The sequence below is a fragment of the Alkalibacter saccharofermentans DSM 14828 genome, assembly GCF_900128885.1.
In the GTDB taxonomy this organism is placed as follows: Bacteria; Bacillota; Clostridia; order Eubacteriales; family Alkalibacteraceae; genus Alkalibacter; species Alkalibacter saccharofermentans.
Genome location: NZ_FQTU01000001.1, coordinates 12,607 through 32,007 on the forward strand (window position 1 = coordinate 12,607; position 19,401 = coordinate 32,007).

The window sequence follows — 19,401 nt, forward strand, 5'->3', positions numbered from 1 at the left end:
AAATCTGTTTTAAATATATGGTTTGCCGGATGCGAGACATTGTGAATATTTGGAGGTTGGAGATATGAAAGCTGAAAAAAGCTATATGCTGGACGAAAGGAAAGATCATATACTAATAAAAAAATCAGGCTCTGACGGCATCAAATGCGATCAGGACAGTGTTTCAGGAGCTGTAAGCCAAAGGGCGTGCGTTTACTGTGGTGCAAGAGTTGTTTTGAATCCGATAACGGATGCAGTGCATATCGTTCATGGACCTATTGGTTGTGCCAGCTACACTTGGGACATACGAGGGAGCTTAAGCAGTGGATCTGAAAATTTCAGAAACAGCTTTTCCACGGACCTGCAGGAAAAAGACATTATTTTTGGAGGCGAAAAAAAACTTGCATCGGCTATAGAGGAGATTGTTGAAAAAATCAAGCCACAAATCATATTTGTATATTCGACCTGTGTAGTAGGGGTAATAGGCGACGATTTGGAAGCTGTATGTAAAGAGGTTGAGAAAAAATTTACAATAAAGGTGATTCCTGTCCAGTCATCGGGATTTGCCGGCAGTAAAAAAGATGGATATAAAGCGGCTTGCAATGCGATTATTTCCCTGATGGATAGCGATTCCCAAATGGATGATATTAAAGACAAGAGAAGTTTCAATTATTTAGGGGAATTCAACTTAGCCGGAGAGATATGGATTTTGGGCAGGTACTTTAATGCCTTGGGCTTGAAGCTGATAACAGGAATGACTGGAGATTCGTCCACCGATAAGCTTAAAGAGGCAAAAAATGCATCCTTCAATATTGTGCAATGCGCAGGTTCAAGCATTTATCTGGCGGAGCAGATGAAAGTGAAATACGGTATAGATTACGAAAGGGTAAGTTTTTTCGGAATTGACGACACATCTGAGTCTTTGAGAACCCTTGCCAAATTATCGAAAGACGAAGGGGTAGTTCAAAAAGCAGAGGCATTTATCGAACTAATGATAGAAGAAACTGAAGAAGCACTTGAAAATTATAAAAACAGATGCAGAGGAAAAAAAGTCGCAATCTATGTCGGTGGAGGCTTTAAAGCCATATCCCTGATCAAGCAGTTTAATGAACTTGGGATGGAAACCGTAATGGTGGGAACTCAAACAGGCAGAAAAGAAGAATACGAAAAAATCAAAGAGCTCTCAAATGAAGGGACAGTTATACTGGATGATACTAATCCATCGGAGTTAGAGTCCTTCATGAAAGAAAAAGGTGCGGATCTCCTGGTGGGAGGAGTCAAAGAAAGACCGCTGGCTTATAAGCTCGGCATAGCCTTTATAGATCACAACCACGAAAGAAAGCATCCCCTTTGCGGCTATGAAGGGGCAGTCAACTTTGCTAAAGAAGTCGATCTAACTGTAAACAGTCCTGTTTGGAACCTGGTGAAAGGAGGCGGACTTGATGAAAACTAAAAATTACATGAATATGAATGTCAATCCATGCAAAATGTGCATGCCTATGGGCGGGTCCCTGGCCTTTAAAGGCATAGAGAATTCCATGATATTGATGCACGGATCTCAGGGATGTGCAACGTATATCAGAAGACACATGGCTACCCATTACAATGAGCCCATTGACATTGCCTCAAGTTCACTAAGTGAAAATCAAACAGTGCATGGAGGAAGCAAAAATTTAAAGCACGGGATCAAAAATGTAATCAAGCTTTACAATCCCAAGGTTATAGGTGTATTGACGACCTGCTTGGCTGAGACTATCGGCGAGGATATCAAAAGGGTAATAGAAGAATTTAAAAGCAAGCATTCAATAACCGAAGTTGACATCATACCGGTTTCAACTCCGGGATACGGAGCTAGCCATTACGAGGGTTTTTTTCATACGGTGAGATCCATAGTTGAATACTACTCCCCTGAAACACCGGAAAAAAATGACAAAATAAATATTGTCGCCGGTGATTTGACTCCCGCAGATATCAGGGAAATAAAAAGGATAGGCAAACTCTACGAAGTTGACTTTAATCTAATACCTGATATTTCGGAGACTTTGGACGGGTCATTCAGTGAAGATTACAGTAAAATACCAAAGGGAGGCACAACAATCCAGGAGATAAGGTCAATGGCAGGAGCTAAAGCCACCATTGAGTTTGCGCTGCTGTTGGAGGAAAAATATAGCCCGGGGATATTTCTAAAAGAAAAATACGGAGTAGAATTATATAAGATGGCAATGCCGGTGGGATTGGAAGGAACAGATACCTTTATAAAAGCCCTTGCAAAGATTACCGGCAGATCGGTTCCGAAAGATTTGCATGCAGAAAGAGAGCGGATGCTCGACGGAATGATCGATTCTCATAAATATAACGGAGAAGGACGAGCATTGATTTTTGGAAATCCTGAAATAACTTACGCAACTACAAAGCTGTGCTCAGAAAACGGAATAACACCTATGATAGTTGCAACCGGAGCGAAGGCTAAAACACTAAAAAAATATTTTGATTATCCAAATTCTTTGATTATGGATGATGTTGACTTTGAGACTATCCACAGTGAAGTGAAAAGATTAAAGCCTAATATTATGATAGGCAACTCAGACGGCAAGTTCATCTGGGAGAAAGAAAACATACCATTAATCAGAGTTGGTTTTCCTGTTCACGATCATATAGGAGCTCAAAGGAAGCTTATAATCGGTTATACGGGAAGCATGACATACTTAGATGAAATTACAAATACTTTGCTGGACTTAAAACACAGTGGCTACAGACAGAGGATATACGATGAATTTTATGATAAAAGCGGAGGTGAGAAATATGCGTAACTGCAGAGGATGCGATGGAAAGAATACAGATAGCCCTTATCTTAAATCTGGATTATCATCTGAGGTTCAACAAAAGACGCTCAAACATCCTTGTTACAACAAGGAGGCTCATGACAATGCTAGGATACATCTGCCGGTAGCGCCAAAGTGCAATATCAAATGCAAGTTCTGCAACAGAAAATTTGACTGTCAAAATGAAAGCAGACCTGGCGTCACTAGTAATTTATTGACTCCACAAAAAGCCCTTGAAACATTTGACTACTACAACGAGCAAGTTGACAATCTTACTGTAATGGGTATAGCTGGTCCCGGAGATGCTCTGGCCAATTTCAACAAGACTAAAAAGACTGTAGAACTTATAAAGGAAAAATACCCAGAGGTTGCCATATGTCTTTCAACCAACGGGCTGATGCTTCCCATCTATGCTAAAGAGCTTAAAGAGCTGGGAATTACCCACCTTACGGTTACCATAAATGCAGTGGATCCTGATATAGGAGAAAAGATATACGACAGTATCTACTACAACGGGAAATTGATAACGGGAAGGAATGCTGCAAAGATACTACTGGACAACCAGCTGGAAGGTCTGGCTAAATTGAAGGAAATGGACATAATGTGCAAAGTAAACATAGTAGCTATTAAAGGCGTCAATGACGGGCATGTGAAAGAGATTGTTAAAAAAGTCAAGTCATTAGGCGTGACATTTACAAATATAATGTCATTAATCCCGGTAGCGGGCACGGAGTTTGAAAATCATGAGAAGCTCACTGAAGGAGAGCTAAAAGCAATCAGAAAGAGCTGTGAGAAATTGGTAACTCAAATGTACCACTGCAGACAGTGCAGGGCGGATGCAGTAGGCAAGCTTGGTGAGGATAAGGATTCGGAAAAGAGAAAAATAAGCTAGGAGGCGGCAAAATGGAAAAATTGAAGCATCATATTTTTGTATGTGGAAGCGCTAGACTGGTAGGTGAAAACAAAGGTTTTTGCCTGCAAAAGGATGCAGTGGATATAGTGCTAAACTTCAATGAAGAGATTCAAGACAGAGACCTGGACGGGGAAGTGATGGTCACCAGTACCGGATGCATGGGTATATGCTCAAAAGGGCCCATCGTAGTCGTTTATCCTGAACAGACCTGGTACGGGAAGGTGACTCCTGATGATGTTGAGGAAATAGTAGATGCCCTTGAAGAGGAAGAAAAAGTTGAAAGGCTTATTATTTAAATCATAATTTAACGGGAGGTAGCTGAAATGAAGCTTCACATTGTGGATACCACTTTAAGAGATGGGGAACAGGCTCCCGGAATAAACTTTTCATTTAAGCAAAAGATAAACATGGTTAAGGCTATGGACAAGGCGGGAGTGGACGTAATTGAAGCCGGAATTCCCGCCATGGGTAAAGAAGAGATAAAGGTTTTGCAGGCATTAAACTCACTAGATATATCATCAGAGCTTATGACATGGAATAGGATGAAACAGGAAGATGTAGAAAGCTCTTTGATGACTGGAATCGAAAGCCTTCATATTTCTGCTCCCGTATCTGATATCATGATAAAAAGCAAACTGGGTTCTGACAGGGATCATATTTTAAGAGAAACTAATAGACTAGTTGAGTATTCAGTAAAAAAAGGATGCAAGGTGTCTGTTGGTGCTGAGGATGCTTCCAGGAGTGACAGGAAATTTCTTCAGAAATTTTTTAAAACCGTAGTGGAGTCAGGTGCTGTGAGAGTGAGATATGCCGATACTGTCGGGAGGTTAAATCCATATACCGTTTGGGAAGAAATTATGCCATTAAAGATACTTCTTCCTGTATCAATTGATTTTCACGGACATAACGACTTTGGCATGGCAACGGCAAATGCTTTCAGTGCATTCAAGGCAGGCGCGGACCATATAAGCTGTACCGTCAACGGAATAGGGGAACGGGCTGGAAATACTTCCCTTGACGAGATAGTGCTCAGCCTTATATACATGGAAAATGTGATCGCGTCGATCAATATTGGAGAACTTGCCAGGCTGTCAAAGCTAGTTGAAAAGTATTCCAGGGTAAGAGTGCACCCCGCCAAACCCGTGGTAGGAAAAGATGTTTTCACCCATGAATCGGGAATACACGTGGATGGAATGATAAAGGACAGGGATAATTACCAATATTTAAATCCGGATATAATAGGAAGGAAGCATAAATTCGTATTGGGGAAACACTCCGGCATTAAATCCGTAAAATACATATACAAATCAAAGGGAATAAATCTAACGGAACAGCAGGCAATAAAAATATTGGACAAGCTGAAGAAAAAACCATACTGATAATAAGCAAGCTTATTGTTGATATATTCAACAGTCGGCTTGCTTTATTTATGTATATCTAGTATTATATTTTAGAAGATTTACGAACAGGAGAGCGTATGAAAACAAGAGATTTTAATTTTGAATTGCCACAGGAGCTCATAGCCCAGCATCCGATAGAAAAAAGAGACGCCTCAAGACTGATGGTCATAGACAGGAATACCGGAGACATTCATCATAAGAATTTTTTTGATGTTACCCACCATCTAAAAGCAGGTGACACCCTTGTGCTAAATAACACAAGGGTGATGCCCGCGAGGCTTTACGGAAAAAATAAAGACAGAGAAGGAGTGGTTGAGATACTGCTTCTTAAAAGAACCGAAAAAGATGAATGGGAAACCATGGTAAAGCCCGGGAAAAAAGCCAAGCTAGGGGATGTGCTGGTTTTTGAAGATGTCTTGCAGGGAGAAGTTGTATCTATAAAGGAAGATGGGTTAAGAATAATAAGGTTTCAATATGAAGGGATATTTGAAAATATTTTGGATAAATTGGGACATATGCCTCTGCCACCTTACATTAAGGAGACGTTATCCGACAAGGAACGATATCAGACTGTCTATTCGAAAGAGGTTGGCTCGGCAGCTGCACCAACTGCAGGTCTTCATTTTACTGGAGAGCTATTGGAGAAGATTAAGAAGAAGGGTGTCAACATAGCATATATAACTCTCCATGTCGGGATCGGAACCTTTAGACCCGTGAAAGTGGATGACGTAACAAAGCACAAAATGCACTCCGAGTATTATTCCATCGATGAAAAGACTGCTGAGATGCTAAACCATACAAGGGATAATGGGGGTAGGATAATAGCCGTGGGCACCACATCGGTAAGGACTTTGGAAACTGTAGCCCAAAGAGGATTTCCCTTGAAATCATGCAGCGGATGGACGGATATTTTCATTTATCCTCCCCATGATTTTCAGGCTGTCGATGGAATGATTACGAATTTCCATCTGCCTGAATCCACTCTTTTGATGCTGGTATCAGCTTTTGCGCAAAAGGATTTGATAATGGGTGCTTATAAAAAAGCTGTTGAAGAAAAATACAGGTTTTTTAGTTTTGGCGATAGCATGATTATTATATAAAATTAACTGGAGGACTATAATGGCTGTTAGATACGAGCACATAAAGACATGCAAGCAAACAGGAGCGAGGCTGGGAAGACTGCACACACCCCATGGAATAATAGAAACGCCTATATTCATGCCTGTTGGAACTCAAGCAACTGTAAAGAGCCTGACTCCTGAAGACATAAAAAGCACAGGAGCTCAAGTCATACTTTCTAATACATACCACCTTTACATTAGACCGGGAACAGAGGTAATAAAAAAAGCGGGTGGTCTGCATAAATTCATGAACTGGGATATGCCTATACTTACAGACAGCGGAGGATATCAGGTTTTTAGTTTAGGGGACTTGAGAAGAATTGAAGAGGAAGGCGTAACCTTCAGAAGTCATCTGGATGGATCTAAGCATTTCATTTCACCGGAGGATGCAATAAAGATTCAAAATATATTGGGCTCTGACATAATCATGGCATTTGATGAGTGTACTCCATATCCGGCTGACTATCAGTATGCAAAAAAATCCATGGAGCGAACCTTAAGATGGGCACAACGTTGCAAGGATGCTCATACCAATACCCAAAACCAGGCATTGTTCGGTATAGTTCAAGGTGGAATGTACGACGATTTAAGGGTGGAAAGCGCCAAGGAAACCGTAAAGATTGGATTTCCCGGCTACGCGATTGGAGGACTGAGCGTAGGAGAGCCTAAAGAACTGATGTACAAGGCCCTAGATGCTGTAGTGCCTCACTTGCCGGAAGACAAAGCCAGATACCTTATGGGAGTGGGCAGCATCGATGCCCTTTTTGAGGGTGTCTTGCGGGGCATTGACATGTTTGACTGCGTTTTGCAAACTAGAATAGCAAGAAATGGAACTGCAATGACAAGCAGCGGTAAAGTAGTCATAAAAAACGCAAAATACGAGATGGATTTTTCTCCCCTTGACCCGGAATGTGACTGCTATACATGTAAAAATTTCACTAAAGCCTATTTGAGGCATTTGATCAAGGCTAATGAGATACTTGGGCTAAGGCTATTGTCATCTCATAATTTGCATTTTACACTTAAAACTATGGGAAATATCAGAAAAGCGATTTTAGAAGACAGGCTTGCTGATTACAAGGATGAATTTTTCAATAAATATAGATATTAGACAGGTAATAATGCTATAATAATAATCAATAATATGAAAGGGGAGCATTGACTTTATGAACTTACAGGAATTACTTTCATTCTTGCCGATTATTGCGGTTTTTGGATTCTTCTACTTTTTTGTCATTAGACCGCAAAGCAAACAACAAAAGAAAATTCAAAGCATGAGAAATGAGCTTAGAAAAGGAGACAAAATCGTTACTATAGGAGGGTTTTACGGAAAAATCATAGCCTTCAAAGATGACGTTTTGACTGTTGAGCTTAAACCTGACAATATCAAGGTTCAAATTACCAGAGCAGCTGTAGCAGATGTTTTAAACAAGACTGAAGAAGATATTGACAGGTCTGAATAAACATTAAAATCCCGAAAACCTGAAAATAGAATATTGAGAGGCGGGGGTGATACAATGAAACACATTAAAGTTATCAATTTGGGAGAGTTGAACAAAGTTGAGGGAAAAGGCTGTGGCGAATGCCAGACATCCTGCCAATCTGCCTGCAAAACCTCGTGTACAGTAGGAAATCAAAAATGTGAAAATAACGAGCAGTAAAACCAGGCAGTAAATATTTTTATATTTACTGCTTATTATATGTATTTTTAAATTTAATTAATATCAAATATAATGTGCGCCATTGGGCGCTTGTTTGCTAACAGGAGGATATAGTGATACATAAATATGAATTAAACGGATATCATATACTGCTGGATATCAATTCCGGCTCGGTATTTGAAATAGATGAACCTACCTACGATTTATTGGATTATTTCCCCGATAAAGACAAAGCGATCATCAGCTTAAAGGGCAAGTACCCTGAATTCGACCTGGATGAGGCTTGGGGAGAAATTGATAACTTGAAAAACCAAGGAATCCTTTTCAGCGACGATATAGTCCTGGAAGAAGATTTGATGAAAAACCACGATGTAAAAGCAATGTGCCTTCACGTTTCCCATGACTGTAACATGAGGTGCGGATATTGTTTTGCCTCGGAGGGGAGCTTCGAAGGTGAGAAGGGACTTATGGACCTGGAGACCGGAAAAAAAGCCATAGATTTTTTAATTCAAAATTCAGGTAATAGAAGACACCTTGAAGTTGATTTTTTCGGTGGAGAGCCATTGATGAATCTCGAAGTGGTGAAAGCCTTGGTGGAGTACGCCAGAGGTAAAGAAACAGAGTCAGGAAAGATGTTTAGATTCACCATGACAACAAACGGTCTTTTGTTAAATGAAGATATAATGGATTATCTGGACGCTAATATGGCGAATATAGTTCTTAGCATAGACGGCAGAGAAGAAACAAACGATAAAATGCGAAAAACGCTAAACGATGAGGGCACATACAAACACATTATAGAAAAAATCAAAAAAATGTCTGAAAAAAGAGGTGCCAAGGATCATTATATCAGAGGAACATTTACCAAGAACAACCTCGACTTTTCAAAAGATGTTCTGGATTTAGCTGATAAAGGATTCCCAAGCATTTCTGTAGAACCAGTCGTAGCGACGCCGGAGAACTATTATGCTCTAGGAGAAGAGGATATTTCTGTGCTAAAAAAAGAATATGAAAAACTGGCAGATGAGTATCTAAGATATTCCGGAGAAAATAAAGGGTTCAATTTTTTTCATTTCAACATAGACCTCCATGCAGGGCCGTGTGCTTATAAAAGGGTATCAGGGTGTGGTGCAGGAACTGATTACGTAGCGGTAACTCCAACTGGGGAGGTATACCCATGTCACCAGTTTGTAGGAAAAGAAGAATTCATTCTTGGCAATCTTGATACAGGCATAATCGATCAAAAAATCAGAAAAAAATTTGAAGAAGTCAATCTTACTGACAAGAAAACCTGTAAGGATTGCTGGGCAAAGTACTACTGCGGTGGTGGATGTTTCGCTAATGCGCACAACTTCAATGATGATATTTCAATACCATATGAAATAGGATGCGAATTGGAGAAAAAACGCATCGAATGCGCCATAATGATAAAAGTAGCTCAGCAAAACAGATAATTTAACATTGTTGAAATTGACGGCTAAAAATAAAAGATATATAATTAATTATCGTTTACGATTGGAGGACAAATATGAAAAGCAAAAGCAGAATTAAGCTGGCAGTATTGCTGCTTCTTGTTATATCCGCAGGCTGGGTTCTTCTTAATGGACTTTCGATAGGAACCTACCGTGTTCTTCCTGTTAAGGAGGCTATCAATTACGGCCTTGATTTAACCGGGGGGGTTTATGTGGTGCTGGAAGCACAGGACAGCGAGGATGACCCTGTGACAGATGATAAAATAAACAGGGCAATTGCTACGATCAGACAGAGGATCGATGGATTGGGAGTATCAGAACCTGTTATAGCAAGACAAGGAGATAAAAGGATCCGGGTATCGATACCGGACATACAAGATCAACAACAGGCTTTAGAAATTATAGGAAAGACAGCTCAACTGGAATTTTTAAGTCCTGAAGGCGAAGTTGTGATTACCGGTGCCCATGTTGAGGATTCAAACGCTATTTATCAAACAAACAACCTGGGCATTGAAGAAGCGGTGGTTTCACTTAAATTGAACTCTGAAGGCACCCAGGCGTTTGCCCAGGCGACGGAAGAGTATTTAGGCCAAGTAATCGAGATAAGACTGGACGGCGAAGTTATTTCGGCACCAGTGGTCAATAGTGTTATTTCAGATGGTGAAGCTGTTATTCAAGGAATGAGAAATATCGAAGAAGCAGGAAACTTGGCTATGCTTATTAGAGCAGGTGCACTGCCTGTTCAGCTTGACCCCGTGGAAATCCGTTCTATCGGTCCGACCCTTGGACAGGATTCCTTTGATAAAAGCGTTATGGGCGGCATGATAGGAATTGCTTTGGTTCTTGCGTTCATGTTGCTCTATTATAGGGCCCCTGGCTTTGTGGCCTGCGTTTCACTGGGAATCTATATCCTTTTGTTCCTCCTAACTGCGGCATTGATAGGTTTCACTCTCACTTTGCCGGGAATAGCCGGAATAATCCTGTCCATCGGCATGGCAGTTGATGCAAATGTAATTATATTTGAACGAATAAGAGAAGAATTAAGGCTTGGCAAGTCCTTGATGCCAGCGCTAGATGCCGGTTTCAGAAGAGGTTTTACCACAATAATAGATTCAAACGTCACGACTTTAATCGCGGGTGTGGTGTTGTTTGCCCTTGGCAGTGGTTCAGTAAGAGGTTTTGCAGTGACTCTTATGATCGGTATCGGGTTAAGCTTGTTTACGACGTTGCTTATAACTAAACGGATTTTAAAATTGTTTATAAATACTTCACTGGTAAACAACAAAAAAATGTACGGGGCGTAAAGGAGGGTGCTTGAATGAAGGTAAATATAACAAAAAATCACAATAAATTTTTCATGCTCTCCGCCGTGCTTTTAATTATCAGCGTAGGTGCATTGCTTTTCAACGGTCTGAATTTGGGTATAGATTTTATTGGAGGGACTATTGTACAAGTAGACTTAAATCAAGAATTTGAGACTGGAGATGTAAGGGAATTCACCGATAAATTCGATGAAAGCGCTGATATTACATATGCGGGTGAAGACAGGCATCAAATGATTATAAGTACTAGGGTTGATATGGAAGAGGATCAAAGAGCGCAGCTGATCGATGACCTTACGGAAAAGTATGGAAGCGAAACAGAGGTTTTATCTATAGACAATGTTAGCGCAACCATAGGTAATGAGTTGAAATCCCAGGCTCTGCTAGCAGTAGGAGTGGCAATTTTAGGAATGCTTGTCTACATAACTTTTAGATTTGAGTTCTTATTTGGAATCGCAGCGATTATTGCCTTGGTGCACGACGTAATTATAGTACTTGGCGTTTACGCTCTATTTGGCATTCAGGTCAATACGCCTTTTATAGCGGCCATACTTACGATTTTAGGTTATTCAATAAATGATACTATAGTAGTATTTGACAGAATAAGGGAGAATAGAAGCAAGTACAAGAGAAATGACTTCGTAAACCTGGTTGACAATAGCATACACCAGACCTTGAGAAGATCTATAAACACATCACTTACGACGATTCTCGCGATTTCAGCCCTTTATTTCGTAGGGGTTCAATCAATAAAGGATTTCACGCTGCCTATGATAGTAGGTTTCGTGAGCGGCACATATTCTTCAATATTTATAGCAAGCTCATTTTGGTACATGGTTAAAGAGAGACGAAGAACAGATATAAAAGTAAAATAATTCGAAAAGGGTGATTTTTATGCAGGCAGGATTTATAGTATCGATTGTTTTTGCAATACTGGTTACTATTTTTGCGCTTCAAAACGCACAACCCGTCGACGTCAAGTTCTTTACCTTCCATGGACAAGCCTCTCTCGCGCTTGTTATACTAGTTTCAGTTGCCTTTGGAGCAGCGATTTTAGGACTTTTTAACTTCTACAGCAAGCTTAAACATTCAAAAGACGCAAAAGCACTTAAAAAAAGAATCTCTATATTGGAATCAGATTTGAAAAATTGCAGATCAGATAGCGAGTCGATAGCTGCAGACTGCTTGCATGAAGAAGAATCTTCAGAGGAATCCATTAAAAACAATCAAGATGATACTGACAACGGCGAAGAGATAAATTGATTTTATCTCTTCGCTTTATTACAAAAACAACCAATAAGACGCAGGTGGAACCACTATGAAAAAATGGATACTTAAAAACAAAAAAGGAAATATTGACAATATGGCCGCAGACTTGCACAAGTCGAAGGCCTTTTGCAATTTATTGATCAACAGGGGTTTTGACACTGTGGAATCCGCATCAGAATTTCTATATCCGAATAAAAATATGCAAAAGCCTCCACTGTTGATGAAGGATATGGAAAAGGCCTGTGATCTGTTGCAAGATAAGATTTTAAAAAAGAAAATGATAAGAATTGTTGGAGACTATGATGTTGACGGAATTTCAAGCAGCTATATTTTAGTTAATGGAATATTGGAATTTGGTGGAATAGTAGACTGGGATATTCCAGACAGGGTAAATGACGGATACGGCCTAAATAACAGAATAGTTGAAGGCTGCATATCAGACGGCATAGATACCATAATAACCTGCGACAATGGGATAAACGCATTTGAAAGTGTAAATCTGGCGAGAGAAAATGGCATATCAGTAATAATAACAGACCATCATGAGACCATTGAATCAGGAGAAGTTCCCCAATGCGAAGCGGTTTTGAATCCAAAGCAAAAGGATTGTTCTTATCCCTTCAAGAGCCTTTGTGGAGCGGGAGTTGCATACAAATTGGTGGAGGAACTGGGTAAACGCCATGGTGCAAGCCAAGAGGATCTTGAAAAATATCTCCAATTTGTCGCCCTGGCGACAGTTTGTGATATAGTTGACCTCCAGGGAGAAAATAGGTTTCTAGTAAAAAAAGGGTTAGAGATATTGGAAAAAACCAGTAACCCGGGGCTGGCAGCACTAATAGAAGTAAATGGCTTGAATGAAAAAAAACTCTCTTCTTATGATTTGGGGTTTTTGCTAGGTCCCTGTCTAAATGCTGCGGGACGTCTTGATACTGCAAAATCTGCGATAAAACTTTTTAATTCAAAAAACTTGGATGAGGGCAGAAAAATTGCATCCAAGTTGAAATTGTTGAATGAAGATAGAAAGATAAAGACTGAAGAGGGCGTGTTAAAGGCTGTAGATGAGATAAATGCAAATCTTCGGGAAGATAAAGTCTTGGTGGTTTATCAACCGGAGCTGCACGAAAGCATTGCCGGAATAGTTGCAGGAAGGGTCAAGGAGAAATTTCACCTTCCGACACTGGTGCTCGCTGACGGAGAAGAAGGAGTAAAAGGATCCGGAAGATCCATAGAAGCTTACAACATGTTCATGGAAATTTCAAAGCAGCGCAGGCTGTTGGAAAAGTTCGGCGGACATCCAATGGCTGTGGGATTGGCGATGAAAGAAGAGAACATTCAAAGGCTAAGGGAATCTTTAAATAAAGAATTTCCACTAGGAGAAGAGGAAATTCTACCGGAGGTAAAACTAGATCTTTTTCTTCCATTGCGATTTGCAAATAGAGGTCTGGTGGAAGAAATAGAGCTAATGCAGCCCTTTGGCAAAGCAAACCCCTCTCCGGTGTTTGGAGATAAAGCTCTCAGATTCACTAAGGGCAGAATAGTAGGGTCGAATAAAAATGTTCTGCTTATTGAATTGGCAGATGATTTTTTAAATAGTTACAAAGGTGTTTTATTCAATTATACAAATGAATTTGATATATACGTAAAAGATAAATTCGGTGAATCAGAACTTGAAAAATTCTTCAATGGGGGTAATTCGCAAATAAGGCTGGATATTGCATATCAGGCGAATATAAACATATACAATGGGAATGCAAGCCTTCAATTCGTAATAAAGGATTATAAATAACTTTTTATATAAAAAGTACTTCATCAATGATAAAATAATAATACCGAATTCATACAAGGTGGGATAAAAATGGACTTGAAAGAAAAAATAAGGGCAATACCGGACTTTCCGGAAAAGGGTATCAGTTACAAGGATATAACTACGCTTTTAAAGGATAAAGAAGCTTTAAAGGCAACTATAGATATGTTTACGGATCTGTCAAAGGATTTGAAAGTAGACTTGGTGGTAGGTCCGGAAGCGAGGGGTTTCATTTTTGGCACCGCACTTGCCTATAATCTACACGCAGGATTCATACCAATAAGAAAGCCTGGGAAGCTTCCACATGCCAAACTGACACAAGATTACGAGTTGGAGTATGGGAAAGATTCCTTGGAAATACATGAAGATTCAATCCAACCTGGTCAGAGAGTACTTATAATCGATGACCTGCTGGCAACCGGGGGAACGCTGCTGTCTACGGCAAACCTAATAGAGCAGCTTGAAGGAGAGGTCGTAGGAATCATGACATTAATCGAGCTCACTGAGCTCAAAGGACGTGACAAGCTGGATAAATACAAGGTGGAATCCCTTGTATCATACCCGTATTAAATTTAAAGCTGACTAAAGTCAGCTTTGAATTGTTTTAGCTCTTCATAAAATCAGGTGGTGAAAGACATTGATAAACAAGCTCATAGAAAAAGTTCTGTCCTACAACAAGGATGCAGATATCGAAACCATAAAAAGAGCTCATGCAATAGCAGTAGGTGCCCACGAAGGACAAAAGAGAGTCTCCGGTGAAGACTATATTATTCACCCCATGGAAGTTGCGCTGATACTGGCTGAGCTTCAGTTGGATGTGCCTACAATTACTGCGGCAATATTGCACGATGTAATAGAGGACACAAGTTATCCCTTTGAGGATATGAAAGAGGTCTTTGGAGATGAAATTGCCGATCTTGTGGATGGAGTAACCAAGATCAGCAAACTCGAGTTCAAGTCAAAGGAAGAACAACAGGCTGAAAATCTGCGAAAGATGATCATAGCAATGGCGAAGGATATTCGCGTCATTATGATCAAGCTTGCTGACCGGCTACACAACATGAGAACCTTGAAGTACATGCCGGAAGACAAGCAAAAAGCGAAGGCTCAGGAGACGTTGGACATATACAGCCCGATAGCCCATCGTCTTGGGATTTCTAAGATAAAATGGGAGCTTGAAGACATAGCTCTTAGGTATTTGGATGAGCCCGGTTATTATGATTTGGTAAACAAAGTAGCTCAAAAACGAGAGGTTCGAGAAAAATATATCAAGGATGTCATGGATATTCTTAGAGAAAAGCTTACAGATGTGGGCATAGAAGCTGACATTCAGGGGCGACCAAAACACTTCTACAGCATTTACAGAAAAATGTATCAGCAGAACAGGAGCTTTGAGGAAATTTACGACTTAATTGCCGTAAGGGTTGTAGTCAACAGCATAAAGGATTGTTATGGAGTCTTAGGTGTCGCCCATACCATGTGGAAGCCCATACCAGGAAGGTTCAAAGATTACATCGCGATGCCCAAGCCAAATATGTACCAGTCCCTACATACCACAGTAATCGGGCCTAAAGGCGATCCATTTGAGATTCAAATCCGGACATGGGACATGCACAGAACGGCTGAATTTGGAATAGCAGCTCATTGGAAATATAAAGAGGGCATTGAAGACAGCGACAATTTTGAAGAAAAGCTTGTCTGGTTGAGGCAAATACTGGAGTGGCAAAGAGAGCTTCAGGATGCCAACGAATTTATGGAGACACTAAAAGTAGATCTGTTTACAGACGAGGTCTATGTATTTACGCCAAAAGGAGATGTAATTGAGCTGCCCAAAGGTTCATGTCCATTGGATTTTGCCTATAGGATACATAGCGACATTGGCAATAGATGCATCGGAGCTAAAATCAACGGGAAGATAGTTCCCCTTAACTATACCTTGCAAAACGGCGACATAGTAGAGGTTCTTACAGCATCACATTCCCATGGACCAAGCCGGGACTGGCTTAAGATTGTAAAGAGCTCACACGCTAGAAACAAGATTAAGCAATACTTTAAAAAGGATAAAAAAGAAGAAAACATACAAAAAGGCAAGGATTTGCTGGATAAAGAGGTAAAGAGGCAGGGTCTTCAGCAGTCGAATATCTTAAAACACAATTATCTGGAATATGCCGCCAACAAATCCAACTACAACACAGTGGATGATTTGTACGCATCTATTGGATATGGAGGAATCAAGCCGAATTTTATCATCCAAAAGATTAAAAATCATTTTAAGAATGAACTTAATCTAATACCTGAGGTTACCATCACCGAAGAAGTAGCTATCGAGCAGAAACCTCCCAAGAAAGGTGCGGACTACGACAAACTGGAGAAAGCCGTCAAGGTGTCAGGGTTTAAAAATATGGCTGTTAGATTTTCCAGATGCTGTAATCCGGTGCCTGGAGATAAAATCGTAGGCTACATAACTAGAGGTAGGGGAGTAAGCGTTCATAGAACGGATTGCGTCAACATTAGAAATGCAGACGATGTAGGCAGGCTGATAGATGTGGAATGGGTAAAATATACTACTGCAAGCTTTGTTTCAGAAATAAATATCAAAGCCCGAGACGCAAAAGGTCTACTGACTAGGGTAACTACGGTGATATCGGATCAAAATATCAGCATTGTGTCATTAAACGTAAAGACTGATCAGGATTATGCTTATTTTAATGTATCCTTTGAAGTCAAGAGTACGCGGGAGCTTAATCAGCTGATTAAAAAGCTCAATAAAATTCCGGAGATCATAACGATTTACAGAATATAATAGGAGGCTTTATGAGAGCGGTAGTGCAAAGGGTTAAGAAATGCAGCGTGGAAGTAGATGAGAAAATAGTAGGAGATATTGAAAAAGGCCTTCTTCTTCTTCTTGGAATAAAAGAAGATGATAATCAAAAGGATATAGACTATATAAAAGACAAGGTCGTGAACTTAAGGGTTTTTGAAGATGAAGAAGGCAAAATGAACCTGTCCCTTAAAGATACTGGGGGTCAGATAATGATAGTGTCCCAATTTACCCTTTATGGAGATTGCAGAAAGGGCAGAAGACCTAGCTTTATAAAGGCAGCAAATCCGGATACTGCACAAGAAATATACAAAAAATTTGTTGCTGAATTTGAAAAAACAGGTATATGTGTTCAGCAGGGTGTATTTCAGGCCCATATGGACATATCCTTAATCAACGACGGGCCAGTAACGATTATGCTGGACAGCGAAAAAACGATATAGCAGGTGATCATATGATTAAAAAAATCATGTCAAATAATTATACTACGAACAGTTACTTTATATTAAAGGGACAGGAGTCGGTTTTAGTAGATCCGGTTGGAGATATAGCATATTTTAGAGATCTGCTTCAAGAAAATCATGCCGAACTGAAAGGGATAATATATACCCATGGTCATTACGACCATATTGCATCGGCAAATGAATTATATAAAGAATTCGGCTGCAATATTTATATCCACGAAGACGATATGCAGATGCTCTTAAAGCCGAAATTAAATCTATCTGGATTTTTCGGCAGCAGCTTTGTCTTCGAAGGCACAGAAAAATTAGTGGGCATAAAAGACGGCGAAAGCTTAACAGTAGGTCAATTAAGCTTTAAAATAATTCATACTCCAGGACATACCCCAGGATGTATTTGCATAATCTATGATAAAGCGATCTTTACAGGAGATACGCTTTTTAAAGGCTCCATAGGAAGAACGGATTTTCCGGGGGGCAGTTTTGATGTGATAAAAAAATCACTGGGAAAATTGAAAACCATGAATCCGGATTTTATATTCCACCCGGGACATGGAGAGAGTGGCACCATAGGAGATGAGGTTGCCACAAATCCTTACTTTGAGTAGTATTATGTCAAAATACTTCTATATTATTACTGATGGGGATTTTTATGCCAACGATATAAGAGAAATGGCAATGCAGTTTTTTCCTGAATATACTATTAAGAAGATTGGCTTATCAACCGAATCAGATATTACCCTGTCGGTGAACAGAGAAGGAAAGAAAGCAAAGTCCAAAATTGAATTTATGGGCAAAAAGGTTGAAAAAGAAATTGTCATTGTAAAAGACGCTCAAAGAAGACAGATAAAGACCCTGTTATACGATACGCTGTCAGAATTTACAGAAAAAAGTCTCAAGTGGGGAACGATGACAGGAATAAGGCCTGCTAGGATAGCTCATGGAAAGCTTATTGAAGGTAAAAACAAAAAGCAAGTCATAGATGAGATTCGAAGGGAGTACAAGGTGGAAGAAGGCCGAATCAGTGATTTGATTGATATAGCCTGCCTTGAGATTAAAAAGCTATATCCCTTGGACATAAAAAAAATGCAGCTGTACATCAATATTCCCTTCTGCCCCACCAGGTGCAGCTATTGTTCATTTATCACTAGAGATTCTAATGCTGATTCAGATGTCCTTTCCAATTACCTCGATAAGCTCCTTGAAGAAATATCCATTGTAGGAACCGGGTTAAAAGAGTCGGGAGCTTGCATAGAAAGCGTCTACATAGGAGGTGGAACACCGGGAATCTTGGATGCTGGATCCATTGAAAGGCTACTTGGAACAATTCGAAAACATATGCCTGTTGATAGTGTTTTGGAGTATACATTTGAAGCGGGAAGGCCTGATACGATAACTGAGGATAAGCTGGCTGCAATCAAGGATAGCGGGGTTGATAGAATATCTGTAAATCCCCAATCGCTTACTGATGCCACATTAAGCAATATCGGAAGATGCCATAGCGTCGAAGAGTTCTACAAAGCGTATGAATTGGTTAAAAAGTTCGGTTTTAAGACCATTAACTGTGATATGATAATCGGCTTGGAGGGGGAAACGGAAGCGGACATGGTACGCACCGCTGAAAAGCTTTTAGGACTGGGACCCGAAAATATCACTGTACACAGCCTGTCGGTAAAAAAATCTTCGTATCTTAAAGGTTCCATTCACAAAGAAAGCTTTTTCGATGAATCAGAAACAGAAAAAGCTGCTGATGAGATATATAGGATGTTTAAATCCAGGCAATACGTCCCTTATTACATCTACAGACAGAAATATACAGCAAACAATGGGGAAAATATAGGGTTTTCAAAAGCTGGACACGAAGGGTTTTACAACATGGCCATAATGTCGGATAAGCGAAGCGTAATTGGACTTGGAGCAGGTTCCACCGGAAAAGTCTATTATCCCGACGTTGATAGGTTTGATAGAATGGAAACTGTAAAAAACATCGAGTTGTATATAAGAGATGTGAAAAAAATCGCAGCGGAAAAATTAAAACAGATAAAAAGTCTGGCAAATGATATTGACATGTTTTGACGAAATAATTATAATTATAAACAATTGCATATCAAGCGACTATGAAAAAGCAAGTAGAGTGTCTAATGCAAACAGGGAGGAAGCGCCGAGACTGGAAGCGTTTCTGTGTAAATTCATTCAAAAAACACTTTGGAGTCGTGTTCGCTAATTTGCGTTATCGATAAAAGTGGGTTTTAACCAAACAGGGTGGCACCACGGGTATATACGGCTCGTCCCTGACTAGTACAGTCAGGGAGGGCCTTTTTATTTTGAGTGCTGGAAGGCGCTTGGTGTTCTAACA

At 40.0% G+C, this 19,401-nt stretch carries 19 protein-coding genes; all 19 read left to right on the forward strand.

Annotated elements, in window-relative coordinates:
* Nucleotides 1-64: 64 nt before the first annotated feature.
* The 19 genes from nifE (at nucleotide 65) to hemZ (ending at nucleotide 19,121) form a co-directional block, all read left to right on the forward strand.
* On the forward strand, nucleotides 65-1,432 hold the full coding sequence (nifE, locus tag BUB93_RS00075) for a nitrogenase iron-molybdenum cofactor biosynthesis protein NifE (protein ID WP_073269029.1): 1,368 nt from the start codon (nucleotides 65-67) through the stop codon (nucleotides 1,430-1,432).
* Complete coding sequence (locus BUB93_RS00080; protein ID WP_073269030.1) at nucleotides 1,422-2,789, forward strand: nitrogenase component 1; 1,368 nt, start codon at nucleotides 1,422-1,424, stop codon at nucleotides 2,787-2,789. Before nifE ends, BUB93_RS00080 begins: the two co-directional genes overlap by 11 nt.
* Nucleotides 2,782-3,693, forward strand: coding sequence for a nitrogenase cofactor biosynthesis protein NifB (gene nifB, locus BUB93_RS00085; protein WP_073269337.1), 912 nt, complete (start codon nucleotides 2,782-2,784; stop codon nucleotides 3,691-3,693). Before BUB93_RS00080 ends, nifB begins: the two co-directional genes overlap by 8 nt.
* Nucleotides 3,694-3,704: 11 nt before the next feature.
* Nucleotides 3,705-4,010: a (2Fe-2S) ferredoxin domain-containing protein gene (locus tag BUB93_RS00090; protein ID WP_073269031.1), complete on the forward strand. Its 306-nt coding sequence runs from the start codon at nucleotides 3,705-3,707 to the stop codon at nucleotides 4,008-4,010.
* A gap of 27 nt (nucleotides 4,011-4,037) precedes the next feature.
* The gene (locus BUB93_RS00095) at nucleotides 4,038-5,093 is read left to right on the forward strand and encodes a homocitrate synthase/isopropylmalate synthase family protein (protein ID WP_073269032.1); all 1,056 of its coding nucleotides are present in this window, start codon (nucleotides 4,038-4,040) and stop codon (nucleotides 5,091-5,093) included.
* Nucleotides 5,094-5,191: 98 nt separating this feature from the next.
* Nucleotides 5,192-6,214, forward strand: coding sequence for a tRNA preQ1(34) S-adenosylmethionine ribosyltransferase-isomerase QueA (gene queA, locus BUB93_RS00100; RefSeq protein ID WP_073269033.1), 1,023 nt, complete (start codon nucleotides 5,192-5,194; stop codon nucleotides 6,212-6,214).
* Nucleotides 6,215-6,230: 16 nt separating this feature from the next.
* Nucleotides 6,231-7,346: a tRNA guanosine(34) transglycosylase Tgt gene (gene tgt / locus BUB93_RS00105; RefSeq protein WP_073269034.1), complete on the forward strand. Its 1,116-nt coding sequence runs from the start codon at nucleotides 6,231-6,233 to the stop codon at nucleotides 7,344-7,346.
* 55 nt (nucleotides 7,347-7,401) lie between these two features.
* A complete protein-coding gene (gene yajC / locus BUB93_RS00110) occupies nucleotides 7,402-7,698 on the forward strand; it encodes a preprotein translocase subunit YajC (RefSeq protein WP_073269035.1) in 297 nt (98 codons plus the stop codon).
* Nucleotides 7,699-7,752: 54 nt separating this feature from the next.
* Nucleotides 7,753-7,896 (forward strand): six-cysteine ranthipeptide SCIFF, encoded by a 144-nt coding sequence (scfA, locus tag BUB93_RS00115; protein ID WP_073269036.1) that lies wholly within the window; start codon nucleotides 7,753-7,755, stop codon nucleotides 7,894-7,896.
* Nucleotides 7,897-8,009: 113 nt separating this feature from the next.
* Entirely contained in the window at nucleotides 8,010-9,350 is a 1,341-nt protein-coding gene (scfB, locus tag BUB93_RS00120; protein WP_073269037.1) for a thioether cross-link-forming SCIFF peptide maturase, read from the forward strand.
* 74 nt (nucleotides 9,351-9,424) lie between these two features.
* Nucleotides 9,425-10,672 carry a protein translocase subunit SecD gene (gene secD, locus BUB93_RS00125; protein WP_073269038.1) on the forward strand — a complete coding sequence of 416 codons (1,248 nt, stop codon included), beginning with the start codon at nucleotides 9,425-9,427 and terminating at the stop codon, nucleotides 10,670-10,672.
* Between the two features lie 14 nt (nucleotides 10,673-10,686).
* Entirely contained in the window at nucleotides 10,687-11,565 is an 879-nt protein-coding gene (gene secF, locus BUB93_RS00130) for a protein translocase subunit SecF (protein WP_073269039.1), read from the forward strand.
* Nucleotides 11,566-11,584: 19 nt separating this feature from the next.
* A complete protein-coding gene (locus tag BUB93_RS00135) occupies nucleotides 11,585-11,953 on the forward strand; it encodes a LapA family protein (protein ID WP_073269040.1) in 369 nt (122 codons plus the stop codon).
* Between the two features lie 55 nt (nucleotides 11,954-12,008).
* Entirely contained in the window at nucleotides 12,009-13,745 is a 1,737-nt protein-coding gene (gene recJ, locus BUB93_RS00140; protein ID WP_073269041.1) for a single-stranded-DNA-specific exonuclease RecJ, read from the forward strand.
* 69 nt (nucleotides 13,746-13,814) lie between these two features.
* Nucleotides 13,815-14,333: an adenine phosphoribosyltransferase gene (locus tag BUB93_RS00145; RefSeq protein ID WP_073269042.1), complete on the forward strand. Its 519-nt coding sequence runs from the start codon at nucleotides 13,815-13,817 to the stop codon at nucleotides 14,331-14,333.
* A gap of 67 nt (nucleotides 14,334-14,400) precedes the next feature.
* Nucleotides 14,401-16,566 (forward strand): RelA/SpoT family protein, encoded by a 2,166-nt coding sequence (locus BUB93_RS00150; RefSeq protein WP_073269043.1) that lies wholly within the window; start codon nucleotides 14,401-14,403, stop codon nucleotides 16,564-16,566.
* 11 nt (nucleotides 16,567-16,577) lie between these two features.
* Nucleotides 16,578-17,027, forward strand: coding sequence for a D-aminoacyl-tRNA deacylase (dtd, locus tag BUB93_RS00155; RefSeq protein ID WP_073269044.1), 450 nt, complete (start codon nucleotides 16,578-16,580; stop codon nucleotides 17,025-17,027).
* 11 nt (nucleotides 17,028-17,038) lie between these two features.
* Nucleotides 17,039-17,653 carry an MBL fold metallo-hydrolase gene (locus BUB93_RS00160; RefSeq protein WP_073269045.1) on the forward strand — a complete coding sequence of 205 codons (615 nt, stop codon included), beginning with the start codon at nucleotides 17,039-17,041 and terminating at the stop codon, nucleotides 17,651-17,653.
* Between the two features lie 4 nt (nucleotides 17,654-17,657).
* Complete coding sequence (hemZ, locus tag BUB93_RS00165) at nucleotides 17,658-19,121, forward strand: coproporphyrinogen dehydrogenase HemZ (RefSeq protein WP_073269046.1); 1,464 nt, start codon at nucleotides 17,658-17,660, stop codon at nucleotides 19,119-19,121.
* Nucleotides 19,122-19,401: the final 280 nt, after the last annotated feature.